Raw genomic sequence first — 21,982 nt, 5'->3', positions numbered from 1 at the left:
GGGGCAATCAGCTATGATGCTTTTGTGGGCGTGCCAATCGCCAAGCCGGATAATTTCGTCACCAGCCCGGTGAGTCTGGGTTTCACCGTACAGTGGCAGTTTTGACCGAATATCTAGCAGGGGATGGCTGCAGTTAATCGTGCAAGATGAGGTGGGGATGAGGCAGAACGCCGACACGCCGTGAACCTGTCCTTGGGGGCTGCAATCGCACATCCATGCGCTCAACGGTCGGCTAACCTGCATCATCCCCACCTGCTTCATGCTTTAGGTGTAGCGGCACTAAGGGCCGCACCCATTCAGGCGTTATCCAGTACGTAAATGGTCGTGTCCAGCACGCTGTCCTTGATGATTTCACGGTGCTTGAGCATGTGATCCATCTGTAGGTGCTGTTCCAGATGCGCCTGGCTCTGCCACTTCTCCAACATAAAGATGGAATCCGGCGAGCGCTTCTGCCACGGTGCTTGGGTGTCGGCGTCGATCATTGGCTGATAGCCGCCACAGCCCTCTTCCGCCAACACCGCTGGCAACAGCTTCTCAATCGCTTTTAATACGCTTTCACGATGGCCCGGTCTGGTTCTGATTTCTGCAATTACGGTGATCATTACGGCCTCATTGGTTAAGGGTATGATTGATAAAACCCATCACAGTTAAGCAAAGACTTCGCCCAGATGTGCGCGCAAACGTGCGATATCGTTGGCAATATCCGGCTGTTTAATCACATCGTTGCAGATAAAGGTCGGCAGTGCTTCCATCCCCAGGAACTGGTTGGCCTTGTGGAAGTGCAGATAAACGCCGTCTACGCCCACGCCGTGGAAGAATTGGTCAGGGTCGGTAAAGGCTTCCAATGGGGCATTCCAGGTCAGGCTCAGCATGTAGGTCTTGCCTTGGATCAGCCCGCCAGAACCGTATTTTTTGCTGGCATCGGAACGGGTACGACCATCGCTGGCATACAGGCTGCCGTGGCCAGCAGTGAACACTTCGTCGAGATATTTTTTCAGGATCCAGGGCTCGCCCATCCACCAGCCTGGCATCTGGTAAATCACCGTATCGGCCCACAGGTATTTCTGCACTTCGGCGTCGATATCATAGCCGTCATCGACTACGGTGACCTGTACATCGTGCTTGGCATCGCGCAGGAAACTTTCTGCAACGTCGCTCAGGGTCTGGTTCAGCTCACCGTTGGAGTGGCCGAATTGCTTCTTGGCGTTAATAATCAGGATATTGCTCATGGGTGCTGGGTTCCTGTCAGAATATAGAATGTGATGGCCGTAAGGCATATCGTTGAAACGGAGTGTAATCCTTCCTGAAGCAGGGAAAAATGCGATCTAGCGCACAACAGTGTTGACTGTGAGTCAATAAAGGCGGCCACTGATGGCAGAATTTCGCATAAACCGGGGCGATCGCCAGCATCAATGGCCGATCCACGCAGCATCTGTGACAGCCACCCCGCAGATGGGTTACTATCGCGGGCAGAATCGACCCTTTGTCGTCTGAGGATATCTGAGTAATGAGCGAACTGACTCATGACGGTGTTGAGCGTCTACCGCTGCACACATTCACTGAAAACGCCTATCTGAACTATTCCATGTACGTCATCATGGATCGGGCGCTGCCGTATATCGGCGATGGTTTAAAGCCGGTACAGCGCCGCATTATCTATGCCATGTCGGAGCTGGGGCTTAGCAACAACGCCAAATTCAAAAAATCTGCCCGTACCGTCGGTGACGTGTTGGGTAAGTATCATCCGCATGGTGATAGCGCCTGTTATGAAGCTATGGTGCTGATGGCGCAACCCTTCTCTTACCGCTACCCGCTGGTAGATGGCCAAGGGAACTGGGGGGCACCGGATGACCCTAAATCTTTCGCCGCGATGCGTTATACCGAATCGCGCCTGTCGAAATATGCCGAAGTGCTGCTGGGCGAGCTGGGCCAGGGCACCACGGACTGGGTGCCCAACTTCGACGGCACCATGCAAGAACCGAAGATGCTGCCTGCACGTCTGCCGAACATCCTGCTCAACGGGACGACCGGTATCGCGGTAGGGATGGCAACGGATATTCCACCGCATAACGTGCGTGAAATTGCCGCCGCGGCGGTAGCCCTGATCGACAAGCCTGGCTCATCGCTCGACGATTTGCTGGAGTTTGTGCAGGGGCCGGACTTCCCGACGGAAGCGGAAATTATTACCCCGCGCGAAGAGATCCGCAAAATTTACCAGAATGGCCGTGGCTCGGTACGCATGCGTGCCATCTGGAAGAAAGAAGACGGTAGCGCGGTGATCACCGCCTTGCCGCACCAGGTTTCAGGTGCCAAAGTGCTGGAGCAAATCGCCAGCCAGATGCGCGCCAAAAAGCTGCCGATGGTGGAAGATCTGCGCGATGAATCCGACCACGAGAACCCGACCCGTCTGGTGATTGTGCCGCGCTCGAACCGTATCGATCTGGATCAGGTGATGAACCACCTGTTTGCCACCACCGATCTGGAGCGCAGCTACCGCATCAACATGAACATGATCGGTCTGGACAACCGCCCGCAGGTCAAAGGGCTGGTGGAGATCCTTTCCGAATGGCTGGTCTTCCGCCGTGATACGGTGCGCCGCCGCCTGAATTACCGCCTGGAAAAAGTGCTTAAACGGCTGCACATCCTGGAAGGTTTGCTGGTTGCGTTCCTCAATATCGACGAAGTGATCCACATCATTCGCAGCGAAGATGAGCCGAAGCCGGTGTTGATGCAGCGGTTTGGCATCTCCGATACCCAGGCCGAAGCGATCCTCGAGCTGAAGCTGCGCCATTTGGCCAAGCTGGAAGAAGTGAAGATCCGTGGCGAGCAGGATGAACTGGCTAAAGAGCGCGATCATCTGCAGGCGCTGCTGGCTTCCGAGCGCAAGTTGAACAACCTGATCAAGAAAGAGATCCAGGCCGATGCGCAGGCTTATGGCGACGATCGTCGTTCACCGTTGACCGAACGTGAAGAAGCCAAGGCCATGAGCGAGCACGATTTTGTGCCTTCGGAGCCGGTGACGATTGTGCTGTCGCAAATGGGCTGGGTGCGTAGCGCCAAGGGCCACGATATCGATCCGAGCGGCTTGAGCTACAAGGCCGGGGATAGCTTCCTTGCCGCCGCGCGCGGCAAGACTAACCAGCCGGTGGTGTTCATCGATTCGACGGGCCGCAGCTATGCGCTCGATCCGCTGACGTTGCCTTCAGCACGTGGCCAGGGTGAACCGTTAACCGGTAAGCTGACGCCACCGCCAGGTGCCACCATCGAGCAGGTGCTGATGGCTGCGGACGATCAGAAACTGCTGATGGCTTCCGATGCTGGCTACGGCTTCGTGTGTACCTTCAACGATCTGGTCGCACGCAACCGCGCCGGTAAGGTGATGATCACCCTGCCGGACAACGCCAAGGCACTGCCACCGATGGAAATCCACGGCAGCGACGATATGCTGCTGTCTATCAGCGCCGCAGGTCGTATGCTGATGTTCCCGGTCGCCGATCTGCCACAGCTGTCGAAGGGCAAGGGCAACAAGATTATCTCGATACCGTCGGCGCAGGCCGCCAGCGGGGAAGATAAACTGGCCTGGCTGTTCGTACTGCCGCCGCAGACCTCGATCACCCTGCACGTGGGCAAACGCAAGCTGAAACTGCGCCCGGAAGATCTGCAGAAATTCCGCGCCGAGCGTGGCCGTAAGGGCACGTTGTTGCCACGTGGCCTGCAGCGTATCGATCGGGTTGAGGTGGATATGCCAGAGCGCGAATCATTGGGTGATAGCGAAGAGTAAAGCGGTGATATACCCTGCTTGGGCGCAATAAACTGCGCCCAAGCGATCGCAGAAATTCTTACGTAGGGGCGCTGCATGCTGCGCCTGTTGGTATGCTGTACCCATTCAGGGCTTTTTTATCCTGATCTATTTTTTTAAGTTAGTTAATTTTTCCGGCTATAAATTTATTGTGCCGATCGATGGCTGGCGGGAAAATAGAGAACTTAGAAGCGCCGCGCGTTCTTCCGCCTGCGCTCCTCATACAAAAAGAAATCTTCCCTGCCGTTCAGCGGCCGGGTTGGCAGTGTGCTAATGAGGTTGTTATGTTATTGATATTACGTGCGATCATTGTCACGGTCTATTGCCTGTTGGTGAGTTTTTTCGGTTCGTTATACTGTTTATTCAGCCCGCGTAACCCCCGCCATGTAGCGACCTTTGGCCATCTATTCGGCCGCTTGTCGACAGTGTTCGGCATCCAGGTTGAACTCCGCAAGCCTGCTGGCGCGGACAATAACGGCAAATGTATTTACATTGCCAACCATCAGAACAACTACGACATGGTGACGGTTTCTAATGCGGTACAGCCACGCACCGTGACCGTGGGCAAAAAAAGCCTGGTGTGGATCCCGTTTTTCGGCCAGCTTTACTGGTTGACCGGTAACCTGCTGATTGACCGGGATAACCGCGCTAAAGCCCATGGCACCATTGCTCAGGTGGTGGATGCCTTCAAGAAACAGGACATCTCGATCTGGATGTTCCCGGAAGGAACCCGCAGCCGTGGCCGTGGCTTACTGCCGTTTAAAACCGGTGCGTTCCACGCGGCGATCGCGGCCGGTGTGCCGATTGTGCCGATCTGTGTTTCTTCTACCGACAAGATCAAGCTGAACCGTTGGAACAACGGCCATGTGATTGTGGAGATGCTGGAACCTGTCGATACCAGTAATTACAGTAAAGAACAGGTGCGTGAGCTGGCGGCCCATTGTCGCGAGCTGATGAAGGCGAAGATTGACCAGTTGGATGCGGAAGTCGCCAAGTTAGACGCCGCCAAAAAATAATAGAACGCAGTTAGCTATTTTCATACGGCCTCATGCCGTTTATGCCCCGCTTTAGCGGGGCTTTGCACACGGTTCAGCTTTGTTTTCATGGAGAAGATATGTCACTCAGTCGACGTCAGTTTATTCAGGCATCGGGCTTGGCGCTATGCGCGGGAACCGTGCCGCTGAGGGCCGAAGCGAGCGGGATGCCAACTCCGTTACCGATCCCGCCACTGCTGGAATCACGCCGTGGTCAGCCGCTGTTTTTAACCCTGCAACGTGCCCATTGGGCCTTTATGGACAACCGCAAAGCGTCCGTCTGGGGCGTCAACGGTATGTATCTGGGGCCGACGGTGCGGGTCTACAACGGTGACGACGTCAAACTGATCTACAGCAACCGCCTGCCCGAGCCGGTATCGATGACCATCAGCGGGTTGCAGGTGCCAGGTACCCTGATGGGCGGTGCGCCGCGCATGATGTCGCCCAACGTTGACTGGTCGCCGGTGATCCCTATTCGTCAGGCGGCGGCCACCTGCTGGTATCACGCCAACACGCCGAACCGTATGGCACCACACGTTTACAACGGCCTGGCCGGCCTATGGCTGGTCGAGGATGAAATCAGTAAAAACCTGCCGCTGCCTAACCATTACGGCGTCGATGATTTTCCACTGATTATTCAGGACAAGCGCCTGGATAACTTTGGTACGCCGGAATACGATCCTCCGGCGCAGGGGGGCTTTATTGGCGATACGCTGTTGGTCAACGGCGTGCAGAACCCGTTTATCGAAGTCTCACGTGGCTGGGTTCGCCTGCGCCTGTTGAACGCCTCAAACTCACGGCGCTATTCGTTGCAGCTTAGTGATGGGCGGCCGATCAACGTGATTGCCAGCGATCAGGGATTCCTACCTGCACCGGTCGCGGTACAGCAACTTTCTCTGGCTCCAGGTGAGCGCCGCGAAGTGCTGATCGACATGTCGCAGGGGGCCGAAGTGACTCTCACCGCCGGTGAAGCGGCAGGGATCATGGATCGTCTGCGTGGCCTGTTTGAACCTTCCAGCATGCTGGTTTCCACCCAGGTACTGACGTTGAAACCGACAGGCCTGTTGCCGCTGGTCACCGACAATCTGCCGATGCGCCTGCTGGCAGATCAACTGCTGGATGGTAACGTCAGCCGCTCGCGTGAATTCCGTCTGGGCGACAAGATGGCCGGGATCAACGGGGCTATCTGGGATATGAACCGCATCGACATACAAACGATGCAGGGCACCTGGGAGCGTTGGACCATTCATGCCGATACGCCGCAGGCGTTCCACATTCAGGGCGTACAGTTCCTGATTAAGCGCGTCAATGGCGCGCAGCCGATGGCGGAGGATCGCGGCTGGAAGGATACCGTCTGGGTCGACGGCGACGTGGAGCTGCTGGTGTACTTCAACCAGGTTTCCTCGGAGCACTTCCCGTTTCTGTTCTACAGCCAGACGTTGGAAATGGCCGATCGCGGTTCGACCGGCCAGTTTGTGGTTCAGGCTTCCGCTTAAACAGCCCCGGGCGTTCGCAGCATTTTCAGGAACGCCTTCACCACCGGGGTGGCACTTTCGGCGTGGTAGATCGCATACAGATCCGCCGAAGGGGCCGCCTGCAACGGGCAGAACCGTACACCGGGCCATGGTATGCGCCCGTAGCTGTCCGGCAATAACGTAATACCAAAGCCTTCCGCCACCAGCGCCATCAAGGTTTGCGGTTCATTGACCTGATGGACGATGTCCGGCGCAAAGCCATGTTGCAGACACAGGTTGTGCAGATACAGCCCCAGGCTGGCCTCGTTGGGCGGCAGCACGATAAATTTGTCATGCTCCAGGGCTTGCAGTTGGATTTCTTCCCCGGTTGCCAGTGGATGCCCCGTCGGCAGCACCACCGAGATCTTCTCCCGCGCCAATAATTGACAGGCCAGCCCCGGCAGCGCCTGTTGTTTTGCCTCACGCCAGACCCCGATATCGATATGCCGCTTCTGCAATGAGACGATCTGCTGGCTGGGAGTTTGTTCATTCAACGTCCAGGTGACCTTCTCTTCCTGCCCGGTAAAGCGTTTTAGTGCCGGGATCAAACCGCCCCAGACAGAGGTGCCTACCATGCCAATCACCATATGGCCGGCCTCGCCACGGCCCAGTTGCTGCACCTGATTGAGCGCATTGCCCGCCTGATCGAGCAACGTTTCGACGTTATGGAACAGCGTGCGGCCAGCCTGCGTCAGCGCCATGGAGCGGGTGGTGCGTTTGAACAACTCCACCCCCAGCTGGCTTTCCAGCTCTTTGATATGCTTGCTGAGCGGCGGTTGGGACATGTTCAGCCGCTGTGCGGCCTGGGTAAAGTTCATCTCCTCCGCCACCACGCGGAAATAGTGCAGCAGGCGAAAGTTGATCCGGCTAGGGTCGGGTAGTGGCTTTTTCATGGTTTTTCGGGCCTCCCGATGCAGGGTATTTATAGGTAAACAGAATAAATCAGCGGGCAACAATGTATTGGTCGCCACCCGCTGTCGCTCTCTACTATGGGGATTAAATTATCCCCCTACAGAAGAGAATACTATGTTTAATCAAGACGATGCTTTTTCTTGTGCCGACGTGCTGCGGACCAGACTACCTGGCTTTCAACCTCGCGCTGCATTGATTCTGGGATCGGGGCTGGGGGCACTGGCAGACGTAATGACCGACGCCGTGACCATCGACTATACCGAACTTCCGGGTTTCCCGGTGAGCGGCGTAGTGGGCCATGCAGGGCAACTGGTGGCGGGCTGGTTGGAAGGTGTGCCAGTGTTGTGTATGAAAGGGCGCGGACATTTCTATGAGGGCCGTGGCATGCAGGTGATGACCACCGCCGTGCGCACCTTCAAACTGCTGGGCTGTGAATTCCTGCTGGCGACCAATGCTGCTGGTTCACTGCGTAAATCGGTCGCCCCGGGTAGCCTGGTGGCGCTGACCGACCACATCAACTTTATGCCGGAATCCCCGCTGGTGGGTGCTAACGACGAGCGTTTTGGTCCACGCTTCTTCAGCCTGGCTAACGCCTACGATCGAGACCTGCGTGCGCAGCTGGCGGCGGTAGCGGCCAAGGCCGGTATCCCACTGGTAGAAGGGGTGTTTGCCGCCTACACCGGCCCGAACTTTGAAACCCCGGCCGAGATCCGCATGATGCAGACGCTGGGCTGTGACGTGGTGGGGATGTCGATCGTGCCAGAAGTGCTTTCGGCCCGGCACTGCGGCCTGAAAGTGCTGGTGGTTTCGGCGATGACCAACTATGCCGAAGGGTTATCCGATACGCCGCTTTCCCATGAGCAGACGCTGAGCTGCGCTGCGCTGGCGGCAGACGACTTTATGCGCCTGATCCGTGAGTTCTTCAAAACGCTGTAATCCTTATTTCCATCTGACTACCCCGCGGCAAGTCCCTACCTTGCCGCGTAAATCACAACAATAAGGTGATGGTAATGGCAATAAAAACACGATTGAAGGTGATGATCTTTCTCCAGTTCTTTATCTGGGGCGCCTGGTTGGTGACGTTGGGTTCCTACATGATCAACACCCTGCACTTCAGCGGGGCGCAGGTTGGTATGGTGTACAGCTCGAAGGGGATCGCCGCGCTGATCATGCCAAGCCTGGCCGGGATCATTGCCGATCGCTGGATCAAGGCCAACCGTCTGTATGGCCTGTGTCATCTGCTGGGGGCGGTGGCGTTGTACTACGCTGCACAGGTCGATCAGCCGATGGTGATGTTCTGGGTCATGCTGTTCAACGCGATGGTCTATATGCCCACCATGGCGCTTTCCAACGCCATTTCTTACTTCTGCCTGGAAAAGCACGGTTTTGATACGGTCAAGGATTTCCCGCCGGTGCGGGTTTATGGCACCGTGGGCTTTATTCTGGCGATGTGGCTAATCAGCTTTAGCCGTATTGAATTGAGCAATATGCAGCTGTATCTGGCTTCCGCGGTGTCGCTGCTATTGGCAGTCTACTCCCTGACGTTGCCAAATTGCCCGACCAACAAGGTGAAACGCTCGCAAAGCTGGGTCAGCATGTTGGGGCTGGATGCGTTCGTGCTGTTCAAGCAAAAGCGCATGGCGGTGTTCTTCCTGTTTGCGATGTTGCTGGGGGCGGCGCTGCAAATCACCAATACCTTCGGCAACCCGTTCCTGCACGATTTCTCTCTTAACCCGCTTTATCAGGACAGCCTCAGCGTGCGCTATCCTTCGGTGCTGCTCTCCCTGTCGCAAATCTCTGAGGTGTTTTTCATCCTCACCATCCCGTTCTTCCTGCGGAGATATGGCATCAAGCAGGTGATGCTGATCAGCATGGCGGCCTGGACGTTGCGTTTCCTGTTCCTGGCCTACGGTACGCCTGCCGGGTTCGGCTTCCTACTGCTCTTGCTTTCAATGATCGTTTACGGCTGCGCGTTTGATTTCTTCAATATTTCCGGCGCCATCTTTGTGGAGAAAGAAACCGACCACCGCATTCGTGCCAGCGCTCAGGGGCTGTTCATGACCATGGTCAACGGTGCAGGGGCTTACGTTGGAGCCATTGCCAGCGGCGAGGTTGTGGACTTCTTCACCCATAACGGGGTGAAAGACTGGCAGAGTATCTGGCTGGTATTTGCCGCCTATACGCTGGTGCTGGGGGTGATTTTTGCCCTGTCTTTCAACTATCAACATCGGCCGGAAGAGATGAGCGGCGAGCTGCAGAAGGCGCATTGAGGTAAAACACAGGGGCTGAGTTCAGCCCCTGTGATATCAGGCAGGAAAACGCTGTTGCAGTTGTTGCCAGTCTGGAGCTCCGGCGGCACCACGGCTGGCCACCACGCAGGCCGCCACGCGGTTGGCAAGATCGACCGCTTGTACCAACGACAGGCCAGCGGAAAGCCCGGCTAGCAAACCCGCGCAGTGGGCATCCCCCGCGCCGATGGTATCAACGACGTCAACCGGGTAAACGGGCACATGCTGCGGTTCATTGCGACCATCACAGACCCAGGCACCGTCACGATCCAACCGGCAGATCAGGGTAATGTTATGCGCTGTGGCATAACGTTGTGCGGCGCTGACGGCGTCGCCTTCCCCACACAAGATCGCGACTTCGTCGCGGTTGAGGGTGAGCAAGGTGTGGCTATCGCTAAGCATGGCGAAAAACTCTTCACCTAATTGATCGACGCGCGGGCCGGGATCCAGCAGCCGCCACTGATCGAACGGCAGGCGGGTAAGCCAGTCTCGCAGTGCTTCACCGGGTTCTCCCACCAGTTCATAGCCGTTGGCATACACCACCGTTTCCGGCGTTAGCGGCAGGGTAGCCAGCTGCGCCTTATTCCAATGGGCTTCACAACCGGTCACGGTAACAAAAGTACGTTCGCCGTTGGGTTCCACCAACGCCAGGCACCAACCATTATCCAACTGGCCATGGCGTAGCAGCACCGGCAGATCCAGCTCCTGCATGGCGGCTTCGATGGCTGTTCCCCAGTCTCCGTTGCCAACCGGCATACCGTTAATCACGGGAACATCCAGGCGGCGTAGCGCCCGTGCTACGTTGAAGGCGCAACCGCCAATCTGTCGCTCTTGTGGCTGCGCTTCGATATCTTCACCGCTGGCTGGCAGCTTTGGCAGCGTGAGGACCACATCACCTACGGCACCGCCTACCACCAGAATGGGTTTTACTGCGACAAATTCACTCATTGATGTCCTTTGTTACTTGCCAGATAGAGGCCATAGGCAACCAGGCTGACCAGGAAGGAAACGAACAGCCCCAGGCTGGAATCAGCGAACAGGCCTTTAGCCAATGGGCCATCGATAAAGCCGGTTTTGGTCACTAGCAGCCCGCACAAGGCGCCGAGGAACCAGCAGAATAGTGGCACCTTACGCACGCCGCGGTTCTGGCCGTTCAGGCCGTACAGGGCATTACCGTCGTAACCATGATGACGGCGCACTTTAGCATAATCGAGAATGAAAATGGCTTCCCAGGCGGCAAGGAATACCCCGCAGAACACCAGGAAAGAGATAAATGGCCCCATAAAGTCGCCAGAGATAAACAGTACATAGATGGCGATGCCAAGGATCACCACGGCGTCAATGGAGACGGCCAGCGACTGTTTCACCTTCACGCCTAACGTTAGCAGGTTAAGGCTGGCGGAGTAGAGGCTGAGCACCGCAATAGTGACGATACCGGCGGTCGCGGCCAACAGATAAGGGATGGCCATCCACTTTGGCAGCACCGAGCCGATTAACGCAATCGGGTTGGCGGCGCTGGCCAGATCCGGCAACTGTACCGAAAGCAGAATGCCGGTGAACATCAGCAGGATCAGGGGCAGGCAGGCACCGCCCACCACGGCGGCAAAGATGCTTTTGTCTGAAGATTCCGGGCTTTGATAACGGCTGTAATCGGCCCCGGCAATGGCCCAACTGATACCGGTACCGGCTGCGATCACCGAAACGGCGGGCAGGAAGCCGGTCAACCAACTACCGGAAGGCAGTGACAGCACTTTGCCCCATTCGGTGGTGAAGACGATATACAGCACCACAATCAGCGTCATGGTGCCGAATATCCGGCTGAACCAGCTCTGCATCCAGACTACCGTGTTCTGGCCCAGCAGGCTGACTACGATGGTCAAGCCACCAAACAGCAACAGGCTGAAAGCGGTAAGGGAGTGGCTTTCACCCAGGCCTATGGCCTGGAACAGCGCCGCCAGGGTGAGTGTGCCGGTGATGACGTTCACCGCTTCCCAACCCATCAGGTTGATCCAACTGAAGGTGGTGGGGGCGATGTTGCCCTTCAGGCCAAAAATCACCCGCGATAAGGTCAAAGTAGAGGTACGGCCACGTTTGCCGGCGAAGCTGGTATAACCTACCAAAGCAAAACTGGCTACCCCGACCAATGCGGCCAGGATGGACTGGATAAAGGACAGGCCGAACGCGACAATAATTGCCCCGTACACCACGCCGAGAATGCCGATGTTGGCGGCAGACCATATCCAGAACAGTTCGAGCGGTTTACCGGTCTGCTCGGCATCCGGTACGCGATCGATCCCCGTGCTTTCTACTTTCCATGTCTCACTGCGGTTGATTTCACTCATGGTGCGATTTATTCCTGTTTGCGCAGCCTGAGGAGAGCGGCCGCGTAGGGCTCAAAATCTATTTGATTGGCGCTATTGATCGTGGCAATCCACTCCGCCGGGAAGGCGGCTATGCCGCGTAAGGCTCCGCAGATTGCCGTTGCCATGGCGCCAATGGTATCGGTATCTCCACCCAGATTGGCGGCCAGGATCGCACAACGCTGCGGATCGGTGTCTGCCAGTTCAACCAGTGCCAACGCCATCGGGATTGACTCGATAGTGTCCATCCCGGCACCGACGGTATGGTAAAGCTCCGCCAATGCTTCGCTATCCGGCAGATGGCGCAGGTTAGCGGTGAACTCCAGCGCCCAAACCAGACGGCGACTGAGCGAAGGGCTGAAGGTGGTGATATGTTGCTGTTGCACCTGCTCCACCCGTGCGGGCAGTTCTTGCTTGATGGTGACCCAATCCGCGCCTTCGACAGCCCGGCTAACGGCCCAGGCAATGGCAAAAGCGCCAGCTACGGCGATATCCGACTTGTGGGTCGGGCTGCAAGACAGCCTTACCGCTGTGATAAAGGCTGGCAAATCGCCGCTGGGCAGCAGGCAACCTAACGGAGCTACACGCATGGCTGCTCCATTGGTCACGCCGTTAGCGGCGATCTCTGCCACTGGCGTACCGGCGCGGAACGCCAACAGCGCGGCTTTGGAGCTGGGGCCGAGAATATTTTTCTCAAAGGCCCCGATCCGTTCTGCCCACAGCATGATGTGGTGAGCTATACGTTCCGGTTCGACCCGGCCCTCTGCGGCCAACAGCGCATCTATCAAGGCCACTGCCTGCTGGGTGTCATCCGTGTATTCCCCGGCGATAAAGCCGTTTGCTGCGATATTTTCTGCCGGGCCAGGCAGGAAGCTGGTGATCCAACCAAAATAATCACTAACCTGTTGTAATGGCCACAGTTCTGACGGCATCCCCATCGCATCGCCCACGGCTTGCCCATAGAGCGCTCCGAGTATGGCGTGGTGAGGATTTTTTATATTTTTCATTTATATGGGTGTTCCCTGGTGTTGGTGCTAACCGATGTAAAACATCAGTGTTGCTAATGTTAACTGTAAAATGGATCCAATTAAAGTCCAATGGTTGAAAAATGTGACTCCAATCTAAGTCCAATGCAAGCGCGCATGATGTAATTACCCTGAATGTGACAAATATGGTAAAAACGAGGCGGCTTGAGGAATGCGAACAAATCAGAGGTGGGTCCGATGAATGATTTTATTGCCTTGCTGCGTCAGCAGTTTTCACAGGCAGCGGCGGCACCACGTTACATCCAGCTGGCGAATTCCCTCGAAATTGCCATTAAACAGCGTGTCTTGGGCGTTGGCGATTTTTTACCGCCGGAACGCATGCTGGCTGAAGCATTGGATTTGTCACGGGTCACCGTCAGTAAGGCGATGAGGTTGCTGGAAGAAAAAGCGCTGGTCTCGCGCCAACAGGGCATTGGTACTCGAGTGGCTATGCACATCGGCTATTCCCTCAATCAGGATAACGGCTTTACCGCGCAGGTTTTGCGCAGTGGCAGCAGCGTCAGTAACCAATGGCTGTTGCGTTCCTGCATAAAGGCACCCAGCGAGGTAGCCAAGGCGCTGGAGTTGGCAAGCGACAGTATCGTGGTCAAGTTACGTCGCCTGCGGTTGATGGATGGCAATCCGGTGTCGTTGGAAACCACCTATATCCCGACCCGTTTTCTGCCCGATCCCGAAGAGCTGGAACACTCGCTGTATGCCCTATGGAAGTCGCGAGGTATTGTGCCAGAGGGCAGGCATTTTTTATTGAAGGCGGTTGCCAGCAATGACGAGAACGCCAGCTTGCTCAATGTGCAAAGCGGCACACCGCTGTTACGCATTGTCCAGACCAGCCGCAATGCCCAGGGCGAAGTGCTGGAGTTCAGCGAAACGCTGTGCCGCAGCGATGTGTACGAGTTTGAGGTCAAAAGCTGAGTAATCTGAGAAATAACCATGCTCTTTTGGCGGCGAGTGCGTATAATCGCCGCCCGGCGATAAATTAACCTGCACAAGAGCACCCGAATGAGCACTACCAGCCTGATCCAACCCGAACGTGAATTGTTCTCCTACGAGCCTTATTGGGCCGAATGTTTTGGCCCCGCGCCGTTTTTACCGATGTCGCGTGAGGAGATGGACCAATTAGGCTGGGATAGCTGTGATGTGATTGTGATCAGCGGGGACGCTTACGTCGATCACCCAAGCTTTGGCATGGCGATTGTGGGCCGCATGCTGGAAGCTCAGGGCTTCCGCGTGGGGATCATTGCTCAGCCGGACTGGAGCAACAAAGAAGACTTTATGCGTTTGGGCAAACCGAACCTGTTCTTCGGCGTGACCGCTGGCAATATGGACTCGATGATCAACCGCTATACCGCCGATCGTAAGCTGCGTCATGACGATGCCTATACCGCCGGTAACGTGGGCGGCAAACGCCCGGATCGCGCCACGCTGGTCTATAGCCAACGCTGTAGAGAAGCCTATAAAGATGTGCCCGTCATCCTGGGCGGTATTGAAGCCAGTCTGCGCCGTATTGCCCATTATGATTACTGGTCGGATACCGTGCGCCGCTCGGTCCTGGTGGATTCCAAGGCCGATATGCTGATCTACGGCAACGGCGAACGCCCGCTGGTGGAGTTGGCGCATCGCCTGGCGGCGGGTGAAAAAATTCAGGATATCCACGATATCCGTAACACCGCAGTGATGCGTAAAGGGGCCATGCCGGGCTGGAGCGGAGTGGATTCCACTCGCCTGGACAAGCCGGGCCGTATCGAGCCAATCCCTAATCCTTACGGTGAAGATTTGCCCTGTGCCGACGGCAGCACGCCAGAGCCAGAGGCCAAGCCGGTCACCGTACGTGCCGCCAAGCCCAAGCCGTGGGAAAAAACCTACGTGCTGTTGCCTTCCTTCGAGAAGGTGAAGGCGGACAAGGTGCTGTATGCCCACACTTCGCGCATCCTGCATCATGAAACCAACCCTGGCTGCGCCCGTGCGTTAATGCAAAAACATGGCGACCGCTATGTGTGGATCAACCCACCGGCGATCCCGCTCACCACGCCGGAAATGGACAGCGTGTTTGCCCTGCCGTATCAGCGTGTGCCGCACCCATCCTATGGCGAAGAGCGCATCCCGGCCTACGATATGATCCGCTTCTCGGTGAACATTATGCGTGGTTGCTACGGTGGCTGTTCGTTCTGTTCAATCACCGAGCATGAAGGGCGCATTATCCAGAGCCGTTCGGAAGACTCGATCGTGCGTGAAATCGAAGAGATCCGCGACAAGGTGCCGGGCTTTACCGGAGTGATCTCCGATCTGGGTGGCCCAACGGCTAACATGTATATGTTGCGCTGCACCAACCCGCGTGCCGAGCAAACCTGCCGCCGTGCCTCCTGTGTGTATCCGGAAATCTGTACCTATATGGATACCAACCATGAGCCGACCATCAAACTCTACCGCCGCGCCCGTGAGCTGGAAGGGATCAAGAAGATCCTGATCGCCTCCGGGGTACGTTACGATCTGGCGGTTGAAGATCCGCGTTATATCAAGGAATTGGCGACCCATCACGTGGGCGGCTATCTGAAGATCGCACCGGAGCATACTGAAACCGGGCCATTGTCCAAGATGATGAAGCCAGGGATGGGCAGCTACGATCGCTTCAAGCAGCTGTTCGATCAGTATTCCAAACAGGCAGGTAAAGAGCAGTATCTGATCCCTTATTTCATCTCCTCGCATCCGGGCACCCGCGATGAGGACATGGTGAATCTGGCGCTGTGGCTGAAGAAAAACCGTTTCCGTCTCGATCAGGTACAGAACTTCTACCCGTCGCCAATGGCGAACTCCACCACCATGTATTACAGCGGCAAGAACCCGTTGGGTAAGGTGGGATATAAGAGCGAAGACGTGTTTATTCCGAAGGGCGATCGCCAGCGCCGCCTGCATAAGGCATTGTTGCGCTATCACGATCCGCTTAACTGGCCGCTGATCCGTACGGCGTTGGAGGAGATGGGAATGAAGCACCTGATTGGTGGCCGTCGCGAATGCCTGGTGCCAGCACCGAGCATCGACGAACAGCGCGAGGCCAAGCGCTTACAGCGGCATACCCGCCCGGCGTTGACCAAGCACACTGACATTACCCGCCAGCGCACACCGTCCAACAAGCCACCGCGCAAGCCTATCCGCAACGGTAAGGCCTGATAGAGCAGGGAGCCCAAGTGGCTCCCTCGTACTAGCCCTCTCCCTGAGGGCATAGCTTTCTATACATCACTTAAAAACTTTCAATAGCCGCTGGATCCAGAATCGTGATTTATCCCCTTGTGGGGATATACTTATCATTATCCCTTTGTGAGGATATTTATTCCTTTATCCTCATCAGAGGATATACTGATAATTATCCTTTAGTGCGGATACCTAGGAGGTCAGTGTGATGAGTCCACCAAAAATTTATAGCCCGGCCCAACTGGCAAACTATCTAAAACTGGTGCGGCAGAGAAACCATTGGACGCAAAGCGATCTTGCCGGTCGGATCGGTATTAAGCAGGCAACCATTTCCAACTTCGAAAACAACCCCGAAAAAACAACGCTAACTACGCTGTTTAAAATATTGCAATCACTTGAAATGTCTATGGTTGTATGCGAAAAAAATGATATGACAGCCGTCTGTGATAAGGAAAATCAACAGGAGCTTGACTGGTAATGGCAACGCTTATTACGTGGATGAACAACGAACTAGTCGGTGAGTTGACGAAGCAGACAACCGGTGCGCATACGTTCAGATATGATGATAGTTGGATGCGCAATCCGCGCGCTAGGCCTCTTTCTCTATCTCTGCCTTTAGAGGTAGGCAACATCACATCTGATGCGGTGATTAACTACTTTGATAACCTGTTGCCGGACAATCCAAAGGTTCGGGAGCGAATTGTTAAAAGGTATCACGCCAAATCGACACAACCCTTTGATCTTCTTGCCGAGATAGGAAGAGATAGTGTGGGAGCTGTGACGTTACTTCTGCCAGGGAAAACTGTCACCGAACTGACATTAACATGGCAGCCACTGGATGAAATCCGACTGGAAACGTTACTCACCGCATACCAATCAGATATTCCGCTTGGCATGATTAATGAAGAAGACGATTTCAGAATATCGGTTGCAGGTGCCCAGGAAAAGACGGCGCTGCTGAAGATTAATGAGGATTGGTGTCTCCCGAGTGGAATGACGCCAACTACCCACATCATTAAGCTGCCGATAGGCGAAATAAAACAGCCTAATGCCACGCTGGATCTGCGTGAGAGTGTTGATAATGAGTATTTATGTTTGGCATTAGCACGTGAACTTGGATTTGCTGTGCCTGATACCGAGATCATCAGGACTGAGACCATCAGGGCTCTGGCAGTTGAACGGTTTGATCGTCGCTGGGTGAAGAACAGAACCGAGTTGCTTCGCTTGCCGCAAGAAGATCTCTGCCAAGTTTACGGTCTGCCCTCATCAGTGAAGTATGAATCAGACGGGGGGCCAGGAATTGCCAAGATCATGGATTTTTTGCTTGGTTCCAGCACCGCGTTAAAAGACCGATATGACTTTATGAAATTTCAGGTTTTTCAATGGCTGCTTGGTGCAACGGATGGGCATGCGAAAAATTTCTCCATTTTTATTCAGGCAGGCGGTAGCTTTAGATTAACTCCCTTCTACGACATTATTTCTGCCTTTCCCGTGCTCGGTGGGCAAGGTTTACATATGAGCGATCTTAAGTTGGCAATGAGCCTGAAAGCCAGCAAGGGAAGGAAAAACGAGATTGGCAAAATCTATCCCCGTCACTTTGTGGCGACAGCAAAGGAGGTGAATTTCCCCGCAGAGCAAATGATGGAGATCCTGCATTATTTCGCGGAGAACGTTCCGAGAGCCATCGATGCGGTAACAAAAACTTTACCTGGCGATTTTTCAACCCATGTCTACCGCTCCATCGTGTCAAATTTGCAGAAATTCCACGGTAGGTTATCAGGGATAGCCTGAGTATTCTGGCTACAAACTGTTATACGCCGCCTCGACCTTCAGCATATAACGCGGTGCCTGAGGTGACGGATGGTACTGGCGCACATGCCAGTGAAAGGCCTCGGGTGACAGGTTGTTGATCATTCTGATGGCTTTTTTGCGATCGCTGGAGAAGGTACGTAGCAAGGCTCCTGCGCCGTTGGCATAGGCCACTTCAGTGGCATAGCGGCGGGTCACCGGATCGTCAATCCACTTCAGTTGCTGCTGTTGCAGCGCCCCGATATAGGCCGCGCCCAGATCGATATTGGTTTCGGGATCCAACAGATCGTCATCATCCGGGCAGCCGCGTTTGCCTTTAAAACGGTAGGCATCACAACCGGCGGTATTCGCCTTGAGCTGCATCAGGCCGATGGCGTTGGAAGGGCTGACAGCTTTTGGATTAAAGCCAGACTCTACCTGAATAATGGCGGCGATCAGTTTTTCATCAACATCATACTCGTCGGCCGCGTCTTCGATTTCATCGTCATAGGCGTGAGGATCGTGGCTGGTACGTTGGTGCTTGCTGGAACAGCCGGCCAATACCAACAGCATTAACACCATGGTCAGGCGCGGCAAAGATGAGAAAGAGAAGGTCATGAAACTCCAAGCTGCTGTGATCGGATTGCTGCGCCATATCATAGCGCCAGCGGCCGATAAGATCTTGGGTTAAAAGCCAATTAACGCGAGAGGCTGCCAACAATAAAGCAACGGGGCCGACAGTGCGGCCCCGCCAAGCTTACAGTGAATCGGGATCCGGCCCCAGGCGGTTGCCGATATCCAGCTTGGTGATTTCGCCCAGTTCGTCCTTATCCAGTTTGAAATCAAACACCTCAAAGTTTTCGCGAATGCGTGCTGGCGTAACCGATTTCGGGATCACGATCAGGCCGCTGTCCAGATGCCAGCGCACGACGATCTGTGCAGGCGTCTTGTTGTACTTCTCCGCCAGCTTCTTGATCAGGGGTTGATCAAAGACGCCTTCACCCCCTTGCGCCAACGGGCTCCAGGATTCGGTGGCGATATGGTGGGTGGCATTCCAGGCGCGCAGCTGGCGCTGTTGCAGCAGCGGGTGCAGTTCGATCTGGTTGATCACCGGCGCGACGCTGGTTTCATCCAGCAGGCGTTGTAGATGTGGCGTGTGGAAGTTACAGACGCCGATACTTTTCACCAGCCCTTGCTCACGCAGTTTGATCAAGCCGCGCCAGGCTTCGACATACTGATCCTGTGCCGGTTTCGGCCAGTGGATCAGGTAGAGATCGACGTAATCCAGCTTCAGCTTTTTCAGGCTGGTTTCCAGCGCCGCCTGCGGATTACCCTGATCGTCGTTCCACAGTTTGGTGGTGATAAACAGCTCTTCACGTGGGATCGAGGTAGCTTGCAGCGCGGCACCTACCCCCTCCTCATTTTTGTAAATCGCGGCGGTATCGATGGAGCGATAGCCGACTTCCAGCGCCTTGGTGACGGCCTGCGTGGTTTCTTCAATGCTGGCTTGCCATACGCCGAGTCCCAACTGCGGCATCAGATTACCATCGTGGAGTTTGATGATGGGTTGCATGCGCTATCTCCTTATGACTGCTTTCAGGCCAAAGCCTGCTTACATGAATTTTAGTTCGCCACCTCAGCGCTTGCCGAGTTTGCGACCTCAAGCGTGCATATCCAGTACGATACGGTAACGGGCTTTGCCCGCTTCCAGATGCGCGATGGCATCGTTGACCTTGCTCAGTGGGAAATGCTCCACCTGTGGCTCAATGCCATGCCGGGCGCAGAACGCCAGCATGTCAGCAAGGCGTGAAGGAGCCCCGGTAGGTGAAGCGGAAAGTTCAGCCTGTTTGCTGATAAATGAGAACACCTGAACCGGCACCGGATCGGGGATCGCCCCAACGAAGTGCAGGCGGCCTTTCGGGGCCAAGGTGCCGATGAAGGCGTCCCAATCTAAAGAGGCGCTGGCGGTGACCAGAATAAAGTCGAGTTGATTAGCAATGGCCTGTAATGCGGCACTGTCATTGCTGGCCACTACTCGGTGAGCTCCCAACGAAAGCGCTTCGTCACGTTTGCTGTTGGACGAGGTGAAGGCGGTGACTTCACAGCCCCAGGCATGCATAAAGCGGATCGCCATGTGACCCAGGCCGCCAATACCGACCACGCCAACGCGCTGTGTCGGGCGGACATCGTATTGCAATAGTGGGTTGAACACCGTGATCCCACCGCAGAACAGCGGCCCGGCACTGGTCACGTCAACGCCTTCCGGCAATGGGATCGCCCAGGCCCAGTGGCTGCGGATGCGATCGGCAAAACCACCGTGACGACCAATAATGGTAGGTTGTACCTCGTTGCACAGATGCTGATCCCCAGACATACAGGGGTGACAGTGCATACAGCTGCCGCGATTCCAGCCAACGCCTACCACCTGGCCAACCTTCAGCCCTTTGTTCTGCGCATGGGCACCCAGCTTGGTGACTTTTCCCACCACCTCATGGCCGGGCACGAACGGGTAGTGGGTGATGCCCCATTCATTGTTCAGCATGGAGAGGTCGGAGTGGCAGACGCCACAGTAATCGATAGCAACTTCAATCTCATCGTCGCCTAATGCACCGGCGTCGAAGGTAAAAGGTTCAAGCGGCTGTCGCTTGCCGGGCGCTGCCCAGGCACGAATGCTATTGTCAGAGACGGAGCTGGATTGGTTCGCCATAAAATTCTCCCATGAGTTAACGAGACGATGTTATGCGATGCGATCGAAAGCGCGGATAAGGCGCACAACCGTGCCCGATGATCGGTCGGGCACGGTAAGTAGAAACTAAAGCCTAGCAGGAAACTGTGATGTTGCGATGAAATCGTGCGCCAGCAATTAGCGTGCCGCTTGATAAATGCGTTGGCTGACTTCCAGCGTGATGTCCCCATGCTCGCCCAGTGCGGTCATGCCGTGCTGGTGCAATTTGTCGAGCAGCGCAGGGATGGAGCTACCGTCGAGTTGATAATCAGACAGACGGGTTGGCACGCCCATTTGCTCAAAGAAGGCGCGGGTGGCGGCGATTGCACCGTCGATACGGCTTTCTTCGGAACCCTCACGCAGGCCCCAGACGCGATCGGCGTACTGCAGCAGTTTTTCGCGTTTCTGGGCTTTTTTCTCTACCAGCAAGGCAGGCAGGACGACGGCCAGGGTTTGCGCATGATCCAGGCCGTGCATGGCGGTCAGTTCGTGGCCGAGCATATGCGTTGCCCAATCTTGCGGCACACCGGCACCGATCAGGCCGTTCAGCGCCATAGTGGCACTCCACATCACGTTGGCACGTACCGCATAGTTTTCCGGTTCGGCCAGCGCACGTGGGCCATCTTCGAGCAACGTTAACAGCAGGCCTTCGGCAAAGCGATCCTGCACCTTGGCATCGACCGGGTAAGTCAGGTACTGCTCAATGGTGTGGACAAAGGCGTCCACTACGCCGTTGGCGATTTGGCGTGGAGGCAACGAATAGGTCACCACCGGATCGAGCACGGCGAACAGAGGCTGCACCAGCGGGGAGAAGAAGTGCTGTTTATCGCCGCTGCTTTTACGGGTGATCACCGCGCCGCTGTTGGACTCGGAGCCGGTCGCTGGCAAGGTCAGCACACAGCCCATCGGTACTGCGCTGGCGATCTCGCTGCCCACGGTTTTCAGGATATGCCAAGGATCGCGATCGGCCTGGTAGTCGGCCGCCGCCGCGATGAATTTGGTGCCATCAACCACCGAGCCGCCGCCGACCGCCAGCAGGAAGTCGATCTTTTCTGCCCGCACGATTTCTACCGCTTTCATCAGGGTTTCATAAGTCGGGTTAGGCTCAATACCGGAGAACTCCTGCACGTTACGGCCAGCCAGCGCGGCATAGACCTGATCCAGCACGCCGTTGTTCTTCACGCTGCCACCGCCGTAGGTGATCAGGATGCGGGCGTCTGCCGGAATTTGTTTGCCTAATTCGGCAATCTGGCCTTTACCGAACAGGATTTTGGTTGGGGTGTGGAGGATGAAGTTTTGCATTATCGTATTCTCTTTTCGTGTCAGGGAA

At 55.7% G+C, this 21,982-nt stretch carries 20 protein-coding genes; 10 read left to right on the top strand and 10 right to left on the bottom strand.

From position 1 onward, the window contains the following. Positions 1-296: 296 nt before the first annotated feature. Entirely contained in the window at positions 297-602 is a 306-nt protein-coding gene (locus IMQ33_RS25770) for a putative quinol monooxygenase (protein WP_065684667.1), read from the bottom strand. A 45-nt stretch (positions 603-647) separates the two neighbouring features. Next, a complete protein-coding gene (locus IMQ33_RS25765) occupies positions 648-1,229 on the bottom strand; it encodes an NAD(P)H-dependent oxidoreductase (RefSeq protein WP_065684666.1) in 582 nt (193 codons plus the stop codon). 142 nt (positions 1,230-1,371) lie between these two features. Between IMQ33_RS25765 and IMQ33_RS26300 the strand changes: the two genes are divergently transcribed. The 4 genes from IMQ33_RS26300 to ftsP all read left to right on the top strand — a co-directional run bounded on the left by IMQ33_RS26300 (position 1,372) and on the right by ftsP (position 6,329). Continuing rightward, on the top strand, positions 1,372-1,494 hold the full coding sequence (locus IMQ33_RS26300; protein ID WP_255518681.1) for a hypothetical protein: 123 nt from the start codon (positions 1,372-1,374) through the stop codon (positions 1,492-1,494). A 13-nt stretch (positions 1,495-1,507) separates the two neighbouring features. Then, entirely contained in the window at positions 1,508-3,781 is a 2,274-nt protein-coding gene (gene parC, locus IMQ33_RS25760) for a DNA topoisomerase IV subunit A (RefSeq protein WP_065684665.1), read from the top strand. A 302-nt stretch (positions 3,782-4,083) separates the two neighbouring features. Continuing rightward, positions 4,084-4,815, top strand: a complete 732-nt coding sequence (locus IMQ33_RS25755) for a 1-acylglycerol-3-phosphate O-acyltransferase (RefSeq protein WP_065684664.1) — start codon at positions 4,084-4,086, stop codon at positions 4,813-4,815. A 98-nt stretch (positions 4,816-4,913) separates the two neighbouring features. Then, positions 4,914-6,329, top strand: a complete 1,416-nt coding sequence (gene ftsP, locus IMQ33_RS25750) for a cell division protein FtsP (RefSeq protein ID WP_196062602.1) — start codon at positions 4,914-4,916, stop codon at positions 6,327-6,329. On the opposite strand, the gene IMQ33_RS25745 is transcribed toward ftsP, so the two are convergent. After that, positions 6,326-7,240 (bottom strand): LysR family transcriptional regulator, encoded by a 915-nt coding sequence (locus IMQ33_RS25745; RefSeq protein WP_024529144.1) that lies wholly within the window; start codon positions 7,238-7,240, stop codon positions 6,326-6,328. The genes ftsP and IMQ33_RS25745 overlap by 4 nt on opposite strands. 133 nt (positions 7,241-7,373) lie before the next feature. Here IMQ33_RS25745 and xapA point away from each other — a divergent pair, with 133 nt between their 5' ends. Both xapA and IMQ33_RS25735 read left to right on the top strand, forming a co-directional pair. Next, on the top strand, positions 7,374-8,195 hold the full coding sequence (xapA, locus tag IMQ33_RS25740) for a xanthosine phosphorylase (RefSeq protein ID WP_196062601.1): 822 nt from the start codon (positions 7,374-7,376) through the stop codon (positions 8,193-8,195). A 74-nt stretch (positions 8,196-8,269) separates the two neighbouring features. Beyond that, on the top strand, positions 8,270-9,529 hold the full coding sequence (locus tag IMQ33_RS25735; RefSeq protein ID WP_065684661.1) for a nucleoside permease: 1,260 nt from the start codon (positions 8,270-8,272) through the stop codon (positions 9,527-9,529). 36 nt (positions 9,530-9,565) lie between these two features. Here IMQ33_RS25735 and IMQ33_RS25730 read toward each other — a convergent pair whose 3' ends face one another. From IMQ33_RS25730 to IMQ33_RS25720, 3 genes are read right to left on the bottom strand one after another with little or no spacing between them, the layout of a single operon-like run. Then, complete coding sequence (locus IMQ33_RS25730; protein ID WP_065684660.1) at positions 9,566-10,495, bottom strand: PfkB family carbohydrate kinase; 930 nt, start codon at positions 10,493-10,495, stop codon at positions 9,566-9,568. Continuing rightward, positions 10,492-11,889 carry a cytosine permease gene (locus IMQ33_RS25725; protein ID WP_065684659.1) on the bottom strand — a complete coding sequence of 466 codons (1,398 nt, stop codon included), beginning with the start codon at positions 11,887-11,889 and terminating at the stop codon, positions 10,492-10,494. Before IMQ33_RS25725 ends, IMQ33_RS25730 begins: the two co-directional genes overlap by 4 nt. A gap of 8 nt (positions 11,890-11,897) precedes the next feature. Then, positions 11,898-12,914, bottom strand: coding sequence for an ADP-ribosylglycohydrolase family protein (locus tag IMQ33_RS25720; RefSeq protein WP_196062600.1), 1,017 nt, complete (start codon positions 12,912-12,914; stop codon positions 11,898-11,900). Between the two features lie 216 nt (positions 12,915-13,130). Here IMQ33_RS25720 and IMQ33_RS25715 point away from each other — a divergent pair, with 216 nt between their 5' ends. From IMQ33_RS25715 to IMQ33_RS25700, 4 genes are all read left to right on the top strand, one after another. Next, positions 13,131-13,865, top strand: coding sequence for a GntR family transcriptional regulator (locus IMQ33_RS25715; protein WP_065684657.1), 735 nt, complete (start codon positions 13,131-13,133; stop codon positions 13,863-13,865). An 87-nt stretch (positions 13,866-13,952) separates the two neighbouring features. Further along, positions 13,953-16,118, top strand: coding sequence for a YgiQ family radical SAM protein (locus tag IMQ33_RS25710; RefSeq protein ID WP_021179531.1), 2,166 nt, complete (start codon positions 13,953-13,955; stop codon positions 16,116-16,118). Positions 16,119-16,344: 226 nt separating this feature from the next. Continuing rightward, positions 16,345-16,617, top strand: coding sequence for a type II toxin-antitoxin system antitoxin HipB (gene hipB, locus IMQ33_RS25705; RefSeq protein ID WP_024529137.1), 273 nt, complete (start codon positions 16,345-16,347; stop codon positions 16,615-16,617). Then, positions 16,617-17,930, top strand: a complete 1,314-nt coding sequence (locus IMQ33_RS25700; RefSeq protein WP_186530133.1) for a type II toxin-antitoxin system HipA family toxin — start codon at positions 16,617-16,619, stop codon at positions 17,928-17,930. Before hipB ends, IMQ33_RS25700 begins: the two co-directional genes overlap by 1 nt. Positions 17,931-17,939: 9 nt before the next feature. Here IMQ33_RS25700 and IMQ33_RS25695 read toward each other — a convergent pair whose 3' ends face one another. The 4 genes from IMQ33_RS25695 to yqhD all read right to left on the bottom strand — a co-directional run bounded on the left by IMQ33_RS25695 (position 17,940) and on the right by yqhD (position 21,954). Next, positions 17,940-18,545 carry a transglycosylase SLT domain-containing protein gene (locus tag IMQ33_RS25695; RefSeq protein ID WP_021806846.1) on the bottom strand — a complete coding sequence of 202 codons (606 nt, stop codon included), beginning with the start codon at positions 18,543-18,545 and terminating at the stop codon, positions 17,940-17,942. Between the two features lie 139 nt (positions 18,546-18,684). Next, complete coding sequence (dkgA, locus tag IMQ33_RS25690; RefSeq protein ID WP_024529134.1) at positions 18,685-19,500, bottom strand: 2,5-didehydrogluconate reductase DkgA; 816 nt, start codon at positions 19,498-19,500, stop codon at positions 18,685-18,687. 87 nt (positions 19,501-19,587) lie between these two features. Further along, entirely contained in the window at positions 19,588-20,634 is a 1,047-nt protein-coding gene (locus IMQ33_RS25685) for an NAD(P)-dependent alcohol dehydrogenase (protein WP_196062599.1), read from the bottom strand. Between the two features lie 156 nt (positions 20,635-20,790). Beyond that, positions 20,791-21,954, bottom strand: a complete 1,164-nt coding sequence (yqhD, locus tag IMQ33_RS25680) for an alcohol dehydrogenase (protein ID WP_196062598.1) — start codon at positions 21,952-21,954, stop codon at positions 20,791-20,793. Positions 21,955-21,982: the final 28 nt, after the last annotated feature.

Source organism: Serratia sp. Res13-Sevr-LER1-36-b (assembly GCF_015673035.1).
Classification (GTDB): domain Bacteria; phylum Pseudomonadota; class Gammaproteobacteria; order Enterobacterales; family Enterobacteriaceae; genus Chania; species Chania fonticola_C.
This window is presented reverse-complemented; position numbering and strand designations above follow the sequence as displayed.

Coding starts and splice junctions, on each gene's coding strand:
- IMQ33_RS25765 (WP_065684666.1), bottom strand. CDS start 1,229: ATGAGCAATATCCTGATTATTAACGCCAAGAAGCAATTCGGCCACTCC.
- IMQ33_RS25725 (WP_065684659.1), bottom strand. CDS start 11,889: ATGAGTGAAATCAACCGCAGTGAGACATGGAAAGTAGAAAGCACGGGG.
- IMQ33_RS25710 (WP_021179531.1), top strand. CDS start 13,953: ATGAGCACTACCAGCCTGATCCAACCCGAACGTGAATTGTTCTCCTAC.
- IMQ33_RS25720 (WP_196062600.1), bottom strand. CDS start 12,914: ATGAAAAATATAAAAAATCCTCACCACGCCATACTCGGAGCGCTCTAT.
- IMQ33_RS25770 (WP_065684667.1), bottom strand. CDS start 602: ATGATCACCGTAATTGCAGAAATCAGAACCAGACCGGGCCATCGTGAA.
- IMQ33_RS26300 (WP_255518681.1), top strand. CDS start 1,372: ATGGCAGAATTTCGCATAAACCGGGGCGATCGCCAGCATCAATGGCCG.
- yqhD (WP_196062598.1), bottom strand. CDS start 21,954: ATGCAAAACTTCATCCTCCACACCCCAACCAAAATCCTGTTCGGTAAA.
- IMQ33_RS25755 (WP_065684664.1), top strand. CDS start 4,084: ATGTTATTGATATTACGTGCGATCATTGTCACGGTCTATTGCCTGTTG.
- IMQ33_RS25735 (WP_065684661.1), top strand. CDS start 8,270: ATGGCAATAAAAACACGATTGAAGGTGATGATCTTTCTCCAGTTCTTT.
- IMQ33_RS25700 (WP_186530133.1), top strand. CDS start 16,617: ATGGCAACGCTTATTACGTGGATGAACAACGAACTAGTCGGTGAGTTG.
- IMQ33_RS25745 (WP_024529144.1), bottom strand. CDS start 7,240: ATGAAAAAGCCACTACCCGACCCTAGCCGGATCAACTTTCGCCTGCTG.
- ftsP (WP_196062602.1), top strand. CDS start 4,914: ATGTCACTCAGTCGACGTCAGTTTATTCAGGCATCGGGCTTGGCGCTA.
- IMQ33_RS25695 (WP_021806846.1), bottom strand. CDS start 18,545: ATGACCTTCTCTTTCTCATCTTTGCCGCGCCTGACCATGGTGTTAATG.
- xapA (WP_196062601.1), top strand. CDS start 7,374: ATGTTTAATCAAGACGATGCTTTTTCTTGTGCCGACGTGCTGCGGACC.
- IMQ33_RS25685 (WP_196062599.1), bottom strand. CDS start 20,634: ATGGCGAACCAATCCAGCTCCGTCTCTGACAATAGCATTCGTGCCTGG.
- IMQ33_RS25715 (WP_065684657.1), top strand. CDS start 13,131: ATGAATGATTTTATTGCCTTGCTGCGTCAGCAGTTTTCACAGGCAGCG.
- IMQ33_RS25730 (WP_065684660.1), bottom strand. CDS start 10,495: ATGAGTGAATTTGTCGCAGTAAAACCCATTCTGGTGGTAGGCGGTGCC.
- dkgA (WP_024529134.1), bottom strand. CDS start 19,500: ATGCAACCCATCATCAAACTCCACGATGGTAATCTGATGCCGCAGTTG.
- parC (WP_065684665.1), top strand. CDS start 1,508: ATGAGCGAACTGACTCATGACGGTGTTGAGCGTCTACCGCTGCACACA.